15 protein-coding genes are annotated in these 14,080 nt (G+C 72.1%); 13 read left to right on the top strand and 2 right to left on the bottom strand.

Annotation, left to right across the window (positions count from 1 at the left end; all coding sequences use genetic code 11):
- The first annotated feature begins 2 nt into the window (after positions 1-2).
- From atpE to CG736_RS22500, 9 genes are all read left to right on the top strand, one after another.
- Positions 3-233 carry an ATP synthase F0 subunit C gene (gene atpE, locus CG736_RS22540; RefSeq protein ID WP_100588007.1) on the top strand — a complete coding sequence of 77 codons (231 nt, stop codon included), beginning with the start codon at positions 3-5 and terminating at the stop codon, positions 231-233.
- A gap of 41 nt (positions 234-274) precedes the next feature.
- Complete coding sequence (locus CG736_RS22535) at positions 275-832, top strand: F0F1 ATP synthase subunit B (RefSeq protein WP_043916033.1); 558 nt, start codon at positions 275-277, stop codon at positions 830-832.
- Entirely contained in the window at positions 829-1,644 is an 816-nt protein-coding gene (locus CG736_RS22530) for a F0F1 ATP synthase subunit delta (protein ID WP_100588006.1), read from the top strand. The genes CG736_RS22535 and CG736_RS22530 overlap by 4 nt, the downstream gene beginning before the upstream one ends.
- A gap of 154 nt (positions 1,645-1,798) precedes the next feature.
- Positions 1,799-3,373, top strand: a complete 1,575-nt coding sequence (gene atpA, locus CG736_RS22525; protein ID WP_043916035.1) for a F0F1 ATP synthase subunit alpha — start codon at positions 1,799-1,801, stop codon at positions 3,371-3,373.
- Between the two features lie 32 nt (positions 3,374-3,405).
- A complete protein-coding gene (locus CG736_RS22520; protein ID WP_100588005.1) occupies positions 3,406-4,320 on the top strand; it encodes a F0F1 ATP synthase subunit gamma in 915 nt (304 codons plus the stop codon).
- A gap of 2 nt (positions 4,321-4,322) precedes the next feature.
- Positions 4,323-5,768, top strand: a complete 1,446-nt coding sequence (atpD, locus tag CG736_RS22515; protein ID WP_100588004.1) for a F0F1 ATP synthase subunit beta — start codon at positions 4,323-4,325, stop codon at positions 5,766-5,768.
- A gap of 219 nt (positions 5,769-5,987) precedes the next feature.
- The gene (locus CG736_RS22510; protein ID WP_100588003.1) at positions 5,988-6,371 is read left to right on the top strand and encodes a F0F1 ATP synthase subunit epsilon; all 384 of its coding nucleotides are present in this window, start codon (positions 5,988-5,990) and stop codon (positions 6,369-6,371) included.
- A gap of 127 nt (positions 6,372-6,498) precedes the next feature.
- A complete protein-coding gene (locus CG736_RS22505; protein WP_035866161.1) occupies positions 6,499-6,999 on the top strand; it encodes a DUF2550 domain-containing protein in 501 nt (166 codons plus the stop codon).
- Positions 7,000-7,164: 165 nt separating this feature from the next.
- Positions 7,165-7,737: a cob(I)yrinic acid a,c-diamide adenosyltransferase gene (locus CG736_RS22500; RefSeq protein ID WP_100588001.1), complete on the top strand. Its 573-nt coding sequence runs from the start codon at positions 7,165-7,167 to the stop codon at positions 7,735-7,737.
- Positions 7,738-7,744: 7 nt separating this feature from the next.
- Here the strand turns inward: CG736_RS22500 and CG736_RS22495 are convergent, their stop codons facing one another.
- On the bottom strand, positions 7,745-8,275 hold the full coding sequence (locus CG736_RS22495) for a hypothetical protein (RefSeq protein WP_100588000.1): 531 nt from the start codon (positions 8,273-8,275) through the stop codon (positions 7,745-7,747).
- 123 nt (positions 8,276-8,398) lie between these two features.
- On the opposite strand from CG736_RS22495, the gene CG736_RS22490 reads away from it, so the two are divergent.
- The 4 genes from CG736_RS22490 (at position 8,399) to CG736_RS36410 (ending at position 13,392) form a co-directional block, all read left to right on the top strand.
- On the top strand, positions 8,399-9,589 hold the full coding sequence (locus CG736_RS22490) for a sensor histidine kinase (protein ID WP_100587999.1): 1,191 nt from the start codon (positions 8,399-8,401) through the stop codon (positions 9,587-9,589).
- On the top strand, positions 9,586-10,242 hold the full coding sequence (locus tag CG736_RS22485) for a response regulator transcription factor (RefSeq protein ID WP_100587998.1): 657 nt from the start codon (positions 9,586-9,588) through the stop codon (positions 10,240-10,242). Before CG736_RS22490 ends, CG736_RS22485 begins: the two co-directional genes overlap by 4 nt.
- 506 nt (positions 10,243-10,748) lie before the next feature.
- A complete protein-coding gene (locus tag CG736_RS22480) occupies positions 10,749-11,084 on the top strand; it encodes an STAS domain-containing protein (protein ID WP_043916044.1) in 336 nt (111 codons plus the stop codon).
- A gap of 106 nt (positions 11,085-11,190) precedes the next feature.
- On the top strand, positions 11,191-13,392 hold the full coding sequence (locus tag CG736_RS36410) for an ATP-binding protein (protein WP_157815692.1): 2,202 nt from the start codon (positions 11,191-11,193) through the stop codon (positions 13,390-13,392).
- Here the strand turns inward: CG736_RS36410 and CG736_RS22465 are convergent.
- Complete coding sequence (locus CG736_RS22465; RefSeq protein ID WP_100587997.1) at positions 13,389-14,030, bottom strand: hypothetical protein; 642 nt, start codon at positions 14,028-14,030, stop codon at positions 13,389-13,391. The two genes, CG736_RS36410 and CG736_RS22465, sit on opposite strands and share 4 nt — an antisense overlap.
- Positions 14,031-14,080 lie beyond the last annotated feature (50 nt).

Below are 14,080 nucleotides of genomic sequence, written 5' to 3'. Positions count from 1 at the left end.
AGATGTCCGCTCTCGCCGCTGGTGTGTCCGGTTCCGTTGCTTCCATCGGCTACGGCCTCGCTGCGATCGGCCCCGGCATCGGTGTCGGTCTGATCTTCGGTAACGGCGTGCAGGCGATGGCCCGTCAGCCCGAGGCTGCCGGCCTGATCCGCTCCAACATGTTCATCGGCTTCGCCCTGACCGAGGCCCTCGCCCTGATCGGCATCGTCATGCCGTTCGTCTACGGCCAGTGAGCCAGGCGCACCGGTAGTCAATTCCGACGAAAGGTTCTGATATGACCCCCGAGGTTCTCCTCGCGGCTGAAGAGAAGATGAACCCTCTTCTCCCCGCGTGGCCCGAGGTCATCATCGGCCTGCTCTGCTTCTTCATCGTCTTCGGTCTTCTCGGCAAGAAGCTCCTCCCCAGCATCGAGAAGGTGCTGGAGGAGCGCCGTGACGCCATCGAAGGCGGCATGAAGCGCGCGGAGACCGCTCAGGCCGAGGCCCAGGCCATGCTTGAGCAGTACCGTGCCGAGCTGGCCGAGGCGCGACACGAGGCCGCTCGGATCACCGAGCACGCCCGTGAGCAGGGTGCTGTCCTGATCGCCGAGATGCGCGAGGAGGGCCAGCGTCAGCGCGAGGCCATCGTCGCCGCCGGCCACGCGCAGATCGACGCCGACAAGAAGCAGGCGACCGCCGCCCTGCGCCAGGACGTGGGCTCGCTGGCCTCCCAGCTGGCTTCCCGCATCGTCGGTGAGTCCCTGGAGGACCACGCCCGCCAGAGCGGTGTCATCGACCGCTTCCTGGACGAGCTGGAGTCCAAGGCCGCCGCTGCCCAGGGTGCGTCCAAGTGATCGGCGCGAGCCGCGAGGCCCTCGCCGCCGGTCGCGAGAACCTCGAGAGCCTGACCGACAACACTTCGGTGGACGCGGCCAAGCTCGCCGAGGAACTCGCTGCCGTCACCGCGCTGCTGGACCGTGAGGTGTCGCTGCGCCGCGTGCTGACCGACCCGTCCCGGTCCGGTCAGGACAAGGCCCAGCTGGTCACCTCGCTGCTGGCCGGTCAGGTCTCCGGCGAGACCGTCGACCTGGTCTCCGGCCTGGTCCGCTCGCGCTGGTCGGGTTCGCGTGACCTGGCCGACGCGGCCGAGCAGCTGACCGCGTACGCCGAGGTCATCGCCGCCGACAAGGCGGGCGCGCTGGACGACGTCGAGGACGAGCTGTTCCGGTTCGGCCGGGTGGTGGCGGGCTCGCACGAGCTGCGTGCCGCGCTGACCGAGCCGAAGGCCGACACGGCCGCCAAGAAGGAGCTGATCCGCAAGCTCCTCGGCGGCAAGGCCAACGCGGGCACCGTCCGCCTGGTCACCAGCCTGGTCACGGTCCCCCGGGGCCGTAGCCTGGAGGGTGGCCTGGAGTCCTACTCCAAGCTCGCCGCCTCCCGGCGTGGCCGCGTGGTGGCCCTGGTCACCACCGCCGTGCCGCTGTCGGACCGCCAGAAGGAGCGGCTCGCCGCTGCCCTGGCCGGCCTGCACGGCCGTTCGGTGCACCTGAACATCGACGTGGACCCCGGGGTCCAGGGCGGTGTCCGGGTCCAGATCGGCGACGAGGTCATCGACGGCACGGTCGCGAGCCGCCTCGAAGGCGCTCGCCAGGGCCTCGAAGGCTGAGCACCAGCACTATCCGACCCTCGGTCGGGCGTCGGTCCACACCAGGTGGGCCGGCAAAACGTACGGCCGGTTCACTCGACCCGGCCGAGAGTCGAGCACTTGCGGCCCTCAATGGCGGGCCGAGGATCGCAAACTAGGAGAGCAGGGAAGCCTGATGGCGGAGCTTACGATCCGTCCGGAGGAGATCCGGGACGCGCTGGCCGACTTTGTCCAGTCGTACCAGCCGGACGCCGCTTCTGTGGAAGAGGTCGGCAAGGTCACTGACGCTGCGGACGGCATCGCGCATGTCGAGGGCCTGCCCTCGGTCATGGCGAACGAGCTGCTGAAGTTCGAGGACGGCACGCTCGGCCTCGCGCTGAACCTCGACACCCGCGAGATCGGTGTCGTCATCCTCGGTGAGTTCGGCGGCATCGAAGAGGGCCAGACCGTGCGCCGCACCGGCGAGGTCCTCTCGGTTCCGGTCGGCGACGGCTACCTCGGTCGCGTCGTGGACCCGCTGGGCAACCCGATCGACGGCCTGGGCGACATCGCCTCCACCGGCCGTCGCGCCCTGGAGCTGCAGGCCCCCGGCGTCATGGCCCGCAAGTCGGTCAAGCAGCCGCTGCAGACCGGCATCAAGGCCATCGACGCGATGACCCCGATCGGCCGCGGCCAGCGCCAGCTGATCATCGGTGACCGTCAGACCGGCAAGACCGCCGTCGCCGTCGACACCATCATCAACCAGCGCGACAACTGGCGTTCGGGCGACCCGGAGAAGCAGGTCCGCTGCATCTACGTCGCCGTGGGCCAGAAGGGCTCCACCATCGCGTCCGTCCGCGGCGCCCTGGAGGAGGCCGGCGCGCTGGAGTACACCACCATCGTGGCTGCTCCCGCCTCCGACCCGGCCGGCTTCAAGTACCTCGCCCCGTACACCGGTTCGGCCATCGGCCAGGAGTGGATGTACGACGGCAAGCACGTCCTCATCGTCTTCGACGACCTGTCGAAGCAGGCCGAGGCCTACCGCTCCGTCTCCCTGCTGCTGCGCCGCCCGCCGGGCCGCGAGGCCTACCCGGGTGACGTCTTCTACCTGCACTCCCGCCTGCTGGAGCGCTGCGCCAAGCTGAACGACGCCCTCGGCGGCGGCTCGATGACCGGTCTGCCGATCATCGAGACCAAGGCCAACGACGTCTCGGCGTACATCCCGACCAACGTCATCTCCATCACCGACGGCCAGTGCTTCCTGGAGTCCGACCTGTTCAACGCCGGCATCCGCCCGGCCGTGAACGTCGGTATCTCGGTCTCCCGCGTCGGTGGCTCCGCCCAGATCAAGGCCATGAAGTCGGTCGCCGGCCGCCTGCGCCTGGACCTGGCCCAGTACCGCGAGCTGGAGGCGTTCGCCGCCTTCGGTTCCGACCTGGACGCGGCCTCCAAGGCCCAGCTGGAGCGCGGTGCGCGCATGGTCGAGCTGCTGAAGCAGGGCCAGTACCAGCCGTTCGCGGTCGAGGACCAGGTCGTCTCGATCTGGGCCGGCACCACCGGCAAGCTGGACGACGTCCCGGTCGCCGAGATCCGTCGCTTCGAGCGCGAGTTCCTGGACCACCTGCGCCTGGAGCACAAGGGCATCCTGACCGGCATCGCCGAGACCCAGAAGCTCGAGGACGGCACCATCGACGCGCTGACCGCGGCGATCACCTCGTTCAAGCAGGGTTACACCACGGCGGACGGCAAGCTGCTCTCCGAGCAGGCCTGAGTCCGGTAGCGAGGGAAAGGACGTAACGACCCATGGGAGCACAGCTTCGGGTCTACAAGCGCCGCATCCGCTCCGTCACCGCGACGAAGAAGATCACCAAGGCGATGGAGATGATCTCCGCGTCGCGCATCGTCAAGGCGCAGCGCGCGGTGGCCGCCTCCACCCCGTACGCCGATGAGCTCACCCGTGCGGTGACCGCGGTGGCCACCCGGTCCAACGCGAAGCACCCGCTGACCACCGAGAACCCGAGCGCCTCGCGCGCCGCCGTGCTGCTGGTGACGGCGGACCGCGGCCTGGCGGGCGGCTACTCGACCAACGCCATCAAGCAGTCGCTGGCGCTCGCCGCCCGCCTCCGCGAAGAGGGCAAGGAAGTGGTCACGTACATCGTCGGCCGCAAGGGCGTCGGGTACTACGGGTTCCGCAACCTCGCGGTCGCGAACTCGTGGACGGGCTTCTCGGACAAGCCGACCTACGGGGACGCGAAGGCCGTCGCGGCGGACCTCATCGAGGCCTTCACCGCGGAGACCGGTGGCGTGGACGAGCTGCACCTGGTGTCGACCGAGTTCGTGTCGATGCTGACGCAGACCGCCGTGGACGCCCGACTGCTGCCGCTGAAGCTCGACGAGGTCGAGCTCAGCGACAAGTCGCCGGCGAAGAACGAGATCTTCCCGCTGTACGACTTCGAACCGTCGGCCGAAGGCGTCCTCGACGCCCTGCTGCCGCGGTACGTCGAGAGCCGGATCTACAACGCTCTCCTGCAGTCGGCCGCCTCCGAGCACGCCGCCCGCCGGCGTGCGATGAAGAGCGCGACGGACAACGCCGGCGAGCTCATCAAGTCGCTGACGCGGCTTGCCAACTCGGCCCGTCAGGCCGAGATCACCCAGGAAATCAGCGAGATCGTCGGCGGCGCCAACGCCCTCGCCGACGCTAGCCGCGGGAGCGAATGAGTATGACCACCACTGTTGAGCCGACCACGGCGACGGGCCGCGTCGCGCGGGTCATCGGCCCGGTCGTCGACGTGGAGTTCCCCGTCGACGCGATTCCGGACATGTTCAACGCCCTGCACGTCGAGGTGGACAACCCCGACGGCACGGGCAAGAAGACCCTGACCCTTGAGGTTGCCCAGCACCTCGGCGACGGCCTGGTCCGCGGCATCTCGATGCAGCCGACCGACGGCCTGGTCCGTGGCTCGCAGGTCACCGACACCGGTTCGGCGATCTCCGTCCCGGTCGGCCAGATCACCAAGGGCAAGGTCTTCAACGCCCTCGGTGAGGTGCTGAACGTCGACAAGGCCGAGTTCGAGGCCTCCGTCGAGGTCAAGTGGCCGATCCACCGCAAGGCCCCGAACTTCGCCGAGCTCGAGTCGAAGACCGAGATGTTCGAGACCGGCATCAAGGTCATCGACCTGCTCACCCCGTACGTCCAGGGTGGCAAGATCGGTCTGTTCGGTGGTGCCGGTGTCGGCAAGACCGTTCTGATCCAGGAGATGATCTACCGCGTCGCCGAGAACTTCGGTGGTGTGTCGGTGTTCGCCGGTGTCGGTGAGCGCACCCGTGAGGGCAACGACCTCATCGACGAGATGGTCGACTCGGGCGTTCTGGACAAGACCGCGCTGGTCTTCGGCCAGATGGACGAGCCGCCGGGCACCCGTCTGCGCGTCGCGCTCTCCGCGCTGACCATGGCGGAGTACTTCCGCGACGTCGAGAAGCAGGACGTGCTCCTCTTCATCGACAACATCTTCCGGTTCACCCAGGCCGGTTCCGAGGTGTCGACCCTGCTCGGCCGTATGCCCTCCGCGGTGGGTTACCAGCCGAACCTGGCCGACGAGATGGGCCTCCTGCAGGAGCGCATCACCTCGACCCGCGGTCACTCGATCACCTCGATGCAGGCGATCTACGTCCCCGCGGACGACCTGACCGACCCGGCGCCGGCCACCACCTTCGCCCACCTGGACGCGACCACCGTTCTGTCGCGCCCGATCTCGGAGAAGGGCATCTACCCGGCCGTCGACCCGCTGGACTCCACGTCCCGCATCCTCGACCCGCGGTACATCGCGCAGACCCACTACGACACGGCCATCCGTATCAAGGGGATCCTGCAGAAGTACAAGGACCTGCAGGACATCATCGCGATCCTCGGTATCGACGAGCTGTCCGAGGAAGACAAGATCACGGTGCAGCGTGCCCGCCGCATCGAGCGCTTCCTCTCGCAGAACACCTACGTGGCGAAGCAGTTCACCGGTGTCGACGGTTCGACCGTGCCGCTGTCGGAGACCATCGAGGCCTTCAACGCGATCGCGGACGGCAAGTACGACCACATCCCGGAGCAGGCCTTCTTCATGTGCGGTGGCATCGACGACCTCGAGCGCAACGCCGCCGAGCTGCTGAAGAAGTAACCGCAGACCGGTCGCACCGCAGACCCAACCGTTGAGGGGTGGTCCCCGGCTCTCGTCGGGGGCCACCCCTCACCGCTGGAACTGCTGTGATCCCGGTCATTTACCCGCCCTTGGTTTCGTTCCGGGGGCGCGTGACCGTTATTCTTACCGAAACTGCCGAGAGCTCAGCCGCCCGTTCGCCCGGGTGGCCGAGGCCCGGCAAGAGCCAAGGAGCCCACGTTGGCTGAGCTGCACGTCGAGCTGGTCGCAGCCGACCGCAAGGTGTGGTCCGGTGCGGCCACCATCGTTGTTGCCCGTACGGCCTCCGGCGACACCGGCATCATGCCGGGTCACACCCCGGTGCTGAGCGTGCTGGAGACCGGTCCGGTCACCATCCGCACCGTCTCCGAGGGCACCATCATCGCGGCGGTGCACGGCGGCTTCATCTCGTTCGCCGACAACAAGCTGTCGATCCTCGCCGAGATCGCCGAGCTGGCCGACGAGATCGACGTCGCCCGCGCCGAGCGCGCGCTGGAGAACGCCAAGGCCGACGCCGACTCGCACGCCGAGCGTCGCGCCGAGGTCCGACTGGTCGCCGCCGGCGGCCTGAAGACGCATCACTGAGCCTGGTCTCAGCGACGGTCCCGGGGACGCCTGGAGCGTGTCCTCGGGACTGTCGTATCAGTTGGTAGGAATGGGCGGCCGTCGTCGGCCGTCAACGGGGATGAAGGCAGCGAGGAGGTAGGTGAGCGTGGTCCTCGCCCTTGTGGTGTGCGCGTCGGTAGTGGTCCTCGCCATCGCGGGCCTGGTCGGCTTCGCGGTACGCCGCCGCCTCATCCAGCGGGTGGGCGGCACCTTCGACTGCTCCTACCGCTTGAAAATGCCGGCGGACGCCTCCACGCAGCCGGATCTCGACGAGAACGGCCAACCCACCTCGGCCCCGGTCCCACAGACCGACGGCAAGGGGTGGGTTTTTGGTATCGGCCGGTACAGCGGCGACTCCATCGAGTGGTTCCGGGTGTTCTCCTACGCGCCCCGGCCGCGACGGGTCCTGCCGCGCACCGAGATCGAGGTGCTGGGCCGCCGCTACCCGCAGGGGCAGGAGGAACTCGCCCTGCTGTCCGGCTCGGTGGTGCTGCGCTGCCTGCACCGGGGCGCGCCGTTGGAGCTCGCGATGAGCGACGACGCGCTGACCGGCTTCCTGGCCTGGCTGGAGGCCGCCCCGCCCGGGCAGCGGGTCAACGTCGCGTAGCGACGAGACCCTCGGGGTGGGGGTCCCCCCGGCCGGAGGCTGGGGGAGGGTCAACGTCGCGTAGCGACGAGACCCCGGGGAGGGCCGACCTCGCCCGGGCCGCGGTCGGGGGAGCGTGACGCGGCTCGCGTCCACCGCTTCGGACGTGCGCGCTAGGCTGCGGGCATGGTGAACCTGACGCGCATCTACACCCGCACCGGGGACGACGGCACGACCGCGCTCGGCGACATGAGCCGGACCACCAAGACCGACCCGCGGCTGATCGCGTACGCCGACACCAACGAGGCCAACGCGGCGATCGGCGTGGCACTGGCCGCCGGGGCGCTGGACGGCGAACTGGTGACGGTGCTGACCCGGATCCAGAACGACCTGTTCGACGTGGGCGCGGACCTGGCGACGCCGATCGTCGAGGACCCCAAGTACCCGCCGCTGCGGGTCGAGCAGTCCTACATCGACCGGCTGGAGGGGGACTGCGACCGGTTCCTGGCGGAGCTGGAGAAGCTGCGCAGCTTCATCCTGCCCGGCGGCGCCCCCGGCGCCGCGTACCTGCACCTGGCGTGCACCGTGGTGCGGCGGGCCGAGCGGGCCACCTGGGCGGCGATCGAGACGCACGGCGACGACATCAACCCGCTGACCGCGAAGTACCTGAACCGGCTGTCCGACCTGCTGTTCATCCTGGCGCGCACGGCCAACAAGGAGCGCGGCGACGTGCTGTGGGTGCCCGGCGAGAACCGCTGACCTCCGGCTACTTCGCCCGCTTGGGGAATACCGTGTAGCTGGCGGCGACGACCAGGTTGATGCCGACCACCAGGGCCATCCTCGGGTACCAGGGATCCAGCGCCGCGGTGCGCGCGGCGTCGCCGACCAGCCACTGGACGGCGGCGACCAGCGCCACCGTGACGGCCGCGGCCAGCAGCGTCAGCAGGAACACGCCCCACTCGTAACGGGCCCGCGGCGCACCGTACTTGGGCATGCCGGGAGGCTTGGGGCCGCCGGCCAGCCGGTGCGCGGCGTGGCCGTCGGCCCAGCGGACCAGGCGGTGCCCGTAGGCGACCGAGAAGCCGACGTAGGCGGCGGCCAGGCCGTGCGTCCAGTCGGCGGTGGCGCCGCCGCGCAGATCGGCGACGGTGGCGCCGAGGATCACCAGATCGACCACCGGCAGCAGCGCCAGCAACGCCAGACCGGTGCGGCGCAGACGCAGCGCGTAGCGGGCCAGCAGCCCCGCCGCCAGCACCACCCAGAAGCCGGCCTCGCCGGCCACGATCAGGGAAACCATGCTTCGATCCTCCTCGCGCGCGGGTGCGCCGTCGTCGTCCGGCCGGTGGACCGGGGTGTCAGACGTTCGTCGGACGGCGGGTCGTCCGAGCGGTCGTCCCGGCGGGCCGGAAGGGGTGCTGGGATGGGTCGGGTGAGACTCTCCGAGCGCGGGCAGGACGTGGCCATCGCCGTGGCCGGGCTGCTCGGCGGCCTGCTGCTGATCGCGGTCGGCGCGTACGACCGGCGGCCCGAGTGGTCGGCGTGGGCGTCGGTGCTGCCGCTGGCGGCGATGGCCGGGCTGTCGCTGGTGCGCCGCCGGTGGACGGTGTGGACGGTCAGCGTCGGCGGCGTGGTGTTCGGCGTCGCCGTGTACTTCGGCTCGCTGGTGCCGACGATGCTGCTGTACACCGACCTGCTGTACGCGGCCGTGCTGTACGGCCCGGCGCGGATGAGCCGGGTCCTGCAGCTGTCGGGCGCCGCCACCACCGTGGTGCTGACCGGCCTGACGTGGCGGTACGCCTCGCTGCCCGAGGCGCTGCTGGTCGCCGTGTTCTGCGGGCTGATCTTCCTCTCCCCGGTGTGGACGGCGGACCTGCTGCGCCGGCACCGGGAGGTCGCCGAGGCGGAGCGGCTGCGCGCCGAGCAGACCGCGCTGCTCGCGGAGCTGGACCGGCGCGGCGCGGTGGTCGCCGAGCGGGCCCGGATGGCCCGCGAACTGCACGACGTGATCGCCAACCACCTGTCGGCGATCGCCATCCACGCCACCGGCGCGCAGGCGGTGGCGCGCCGTCAGGTGCGGGCGGCGGACGAGCCGTTGGTGGAGGCGCTCGCGGTGATCCGCGAGAACAGCGTGCAGGGCCTCGCCGAGATGCGTCGGATGATCGGCCTGCTGCGCGAGGCCACGCCCGAAGAGCCCTACGCCGCGCCGCGGTTGGCGGCGGTGGACGTGCTGCTGGAGCAGGCTGCGGCGGCCGGGCGGTCGGCCGGGCTGCGGTTCGGGGCGGAGCAGCACGGCGAGCCGGGCGAACTGCCCGCGCCGGTCGAACTCGCCGCGTACCGGATCGTCCAGGAGTCGCTGACCAACGCCGTCAAGCACGCCGCACCCGGCCCGGTCCGGCTGTGCATCCGGTACGGGGAGCGGGAGTTGGAGATCACCGTGGAGTCCCCGTACCGGGCCGGCGAGGGCCGGGCGGTGCCCGGGGCGAGGGCCGGGCTGGTCGGCATGGGAGAGCGGGCCCAGCTGCTCGGCGGCGAGTTCGACGCCGGGCCGGACGGGCAGACGTGGCGGGTCCGGGCGGTGCTGCCGCGGACGGCGAGCGGGGAGCGGGAATGATCCGGGTACTGGTGGCGGAGGACCAGGCGGCCGTCCGGGCGGCGCTGGTGATGATCCTGCGGGCCGAGGACGACCTGCAGGTGGTCGGCGAGGCCGCGGACGGCGAACAGGCGGTGCGGCTCGCGCTGGAACTGCGGCCCGACGTCGTGCTGATGGACGTCCAGATGCCCCGGCTGGACGGCGTCGCCGCGACCCGCCGGGTGGTGGAGGCCGGGGCGGCGCAGGTGCTGGTGCTCACCACCTTCGACCTCGACGAGTACGTGTGGGGCGCGCTGCGGGCCGGCGCCGCCGGGTTCCTGCTCAAGGACCTGGAGGCGGACACCCTGGTCGAGGGCGTCCGCACGGTCGCCCGCGGCGACGGCATGCTCGCGCCGTCCGTCACCCGGCGGCTGATCGCCTCGTTCGCCCGGCCCGCGGCGGCGCAGGCCGCGGACGCGACGGCCCTCGGCGCGCTGACGCCCAAGGAACGCGAGGTGCTCGGCTGCCTCGGGGCGGGCCTGTCCAACGCGGAGATCGCCCACCGGCTCGGCACGGCGGAGGCCACCACCAAGACCCACGTCACCCGGATCCTGGCGAAGCTCGGGCAGCGCAGCCGGGTGCAGGCCGCGATCCTCGCGCAGGAGTGGGGAGTGCCCGTTCCCGGGGAGCGGTGACGGCCGACGGCGCAACCCGGGGGAGGGGCGCAGATCACACCCGTTCCGGTGCAGATCACACTGTCGGAACGCACCACGGGGCGCGTGCTGCTACTAGAGTCCGGCGCAGAGCGATGTGGCTCCCCGTCGGGCGGTCGGTGCCGCCCCGGCCCGGGCGAGCCCTCCGCGTGCCCCCGGGAGGACCAGATGACCGCACGACCGGCCCCGCACGGGCCGCCCGCACCCTCTGGGTGAGTTTGCTCACGGAGCACCGCGCAGACGGGTGATTTGGGCGGTAATCGAGCGTAGGTACCAGGTGTTCCTGCGTATATTCCCTCGGACGGGTGAAGTTGAGGGGCAGTCCGCCGGGTGACAGCAACCTGCGGAACTGGTCGACCGTCAGATTCAGGAAGGGGCCGGTGCACAACCGGCCCGGAACATGGCGCGGTCGATCCCTGGGGCACGGGACGGGCGGCAGGCGCAACGCGGCGGACGGACAACGGCACACGGCCGAGGAGGAGGACAGCGTGCGCATCAGCGGCGACCACACCGGACTGGCCGTCGAAGGGCGGCTCGACGTGCGCAGCGCCGCCGATGCCAAGGCGCTGCTGCACGCCGCGGTCGACGGCGGCGAGGGCGACTTCGTCCTCGACCTCGGCCGGCTCGAATCCTGGGACGCGACCGGCCTCGGCGTCATCATGGGCACCCACCGCCGGGCCGGCCGGGCCGGGCGGCGGCTGGTCCTGCGGGACGTGCCGATGCAACTCCAGCGGCTGCTGGTGGCGACCCGACTGCACCGCATCCTGGCGGTGGAGGGGGCGGTTCAGGACCCGGTGGGGACGACGTTGCCCGCGCTGGGCTGATCGCCCGTCTGAGTTCTCCCCTCCCCACAACTACCCGGTGTGTTGACCCGGTTCGGTCATGTGGGAAAGTCTCCGGTCAGGTGTCCGAGTGGCGGGGAGCAGCGACGTGGGTCAGCCGAGTGGGATACGCCCGCGGGGTGGGGAACTGGTCAGCGGTGAGCGGCTGGTGGTGGTCGGGGGTCCGGAGGGGTCGGAGGCGCGGCACTGTCCGGACGAGTGGCTGCCGCAGCCTCGGCGGATCCGCGGGTCGGTGCAGGCGCGGCCGGAGTTGGGGCCGACCGCCGCGGTGGGGCCGCTCGCGTTGGGGGCCGGGCCCGGCGACCTGCCGCTGCTGGACCGGGACGGCGACGTCGCGGCGGTGCTCGGGCAGCTCCGGGAGGGCCGTTCGGTGCGGCTGGTCGGGCAGGCCGGTTCGGGCCGCTCCGCGTTGCTCGCGGCGGTCGCCGAGGTCGCGGGGGAGTTGGCGCCGGACGGCGTGGTGCGGCTGAGCGGCTACCGCAGGACGTCCGCCGACCTGTTGCAGGACCTGTTCGCGGCGACCCACCACGCGCCGGACTTCCGGCCCGACCGGGAGCAGCTGGTCGAACTGCTGGCCGGGGTGGCCGCGGTGGTGGTGATCGACGATGTGGAGCCGGCCGGTGAGGAGCTGGAGGAGCTGCTGGCGATCGCCCCCGAGTGCGCGTTCCTGATCAGCACCGCGCCGGACGCGCCGCCGTCGCCGCCCGGTTCGCGGCTGCGGGAGCACCTGGTGGCGGGCCTGTCGCGGCCGGCGTGCCTGACCCTCGCGGCGCGGCTGGCGGGCCGTCAGCTGGACGAGGCGGAGCGGGCCTGGGCGGTGGACCTGTGGTTCGAGTCGGAGGGCCTGCCGTTGCGCTTCGTCCGGGCGGCGGCGCTGCTGCGGCAGCGGGACGTCGCGGTGGACGCGCTGGTCGCCGCGCAGGAGGACCGGCGGAGCGTCTTCGGGTTCGCGCAGGAGTACGAACTCCCGGGCGATCCGGCCGAGTTGGAGACCGAGTTGCGGGCCGGGGTGCCGCTGCCGTCGGTCGGGGAGAGCGCCGCGCCGGCCCGGTTGCTGCTGCAGGGGCTGAGCGAGCCGGCCCGGCGGGTGCTGCGGCTGGCGCTGGCGCTGGAGGGGGAGTGCCCGACCGCGCCGCACCTGCCCGCGCTGATCGACGTCGGTCTCGGCGAGAGCGCGCTGCAGGAGCTGGTGGACCACGGCCTGGCGGTGTCGGTGGGCGGCCACCACCGGCTCACCGAGGGCGTGGTGGCCGTGCTGCTGCCCGAACTGGAATCCGACGCGGACGGGCAGCCGGCCCCGTTCGCCGCCGGCGGGGTCGCGCACGGCGCGGCCGAGCACCTGTCCTGGTGGGTCGGGCACGCCTCGGTGACGACCCGCCAGATCGCGGCCGAGGCCGAGGTGATCCTCGCGGTGCTGCGCGCCGAGCGGAACGCCGACCGCCCCGAGCAGGTGCTGCGGCTGGCCCGGGCCGCCGCGCCCGCGCTCGCCCTGTCGCTGCGCTGGGGCGCCTGGGAGCGGGCCCTGCAGCTCGGCCTGGAGGCCGCCCGGATGCTCGGTGCGACCGCCGAACAGGGCTGGTTCCACCACGAGTTGGGCGTGTACGCGCTGTGCGTCGGCAATCCGCAGCGGGCCGTCGGCGAGCTGGAGGCGGCGCTCGCGCTGCGGGCCGCCGCCGGTGACCAGCGCGGCGGGGCGGTGGCGCGGCGGATGCTCGACGTGATCCGGCTGGAGGAGACCGCGGCGCTCACCGTCGGCGACACCCAGCCGGTGCGCGGGCGGCGCACCATCCGGGCGATCGCCCAGGTGCCGGCCCGGCTGCGCAAGCGGGCCCCGGCCGGGGCCCGGAAGACCGCCCTGGCGGCGGGCGCCGCGGTGATGGCGCTCGGCGTGCTCGGCACCGCGATCGGCGTGGCCGTCAGCAGCGAGGACGCCCCCGCCGGCAAGCGGCCCGGCAGCTCCGCGGACGACATCCCCGTGCCGGACGCGACCACCAGCCCCCGGCCCAGCGCCAGCCCCCGGCCGTCGGCGAGCGACAGCGCGACGCCGTCCGAGAGCCCGACCGAGTCGGCCAGTGACAGCCCCTCCGCCACCCACCGGCCGAGCAGCAGCCCGACCGGCACGAAGTCGACCGCGACGGCGACCAGCACCAGGACCTCGCCGCCGCAGACGAGTCCGCCGCCGCAGAACACCAAGCCGGCCACCCAGCCCGCCAGCCCGCCGCCGTCCAGCACTCCGCCGAGCTCCCCGCCGGCGACCTCCCCGGATCCGTCGGGCAGCCCGGCCGGCTAGACGTTGAGCCGGAGCCGGAGCCGGCAGCCGCCGGGGCGGTCGTCGGTGTCCACGGTGAGCGGCACCGGGTGGCCCGGGGCGGCGGTGAAGCGGTCGTTGGGGAGTGCGCCGCCGCACTGGCGGACGTCGCCGTTCCCGGCGTACTGGACGTCGAGGGAGACGGACGGGGTGTCCGCCACGATGAAAGTGAGGACGCACCCGCCCGGTCGGCTGTCGGTGTCGACGCGGATCGACGGGCCGAAGGCGCGGGCCGTGGGCGAGGCGGGCATCCGGTAGTCGCCCTGGTTGTCGCACTGGCCCGGGCCGGTGCCGGGCAAGGTCGTCCAGGCGTACCGGACGGAGGCCGAGCCCAGCTGGTTCTGCGGGTCGAACAGGCCGAAGGCGAGCAGGCAGCCGCCCGGGCGGTCGTCGGTGTCGAGGACGATCTCGTCGGTCCACTCGCCGTCGGGGTGCCACTGCTCGCCCTGGCGTCCGCCGCACCGGCCCGGGTCGCCCTCCGGACCGAACCGGATGCCGAGCGCCGCCGGGCCGAACAGCGCGGGCGCGGCATGCGCGGGCGGCGCGGGAAGGACGGTCGCGACGGCGGTCGTCGCGACGGCGACGGCGAGCGGGGCGAACCTGCGGATGACGTGGTGCACGCTGACGGCTCCCTTCGGTGGGGGCCTCGCGGCCCCCTGCCGTTCAGGGA

It is taken from the genome of Kitasatospora sp. CB02891, from assembly GCF_002803145.1.
Classification (GTDB): domain Bacteria; phylum Actinomycetota; class Actinomycetes; order Streptomycetales; family Streptomycetaceae; genus Kitasatospora; species Kitasatospora griseola.
The sequence above is the reverse complement of the archived record's forward strand: the minus strand, read 5'-3'. Positions and strand labels throughout refer to the sequence as shown.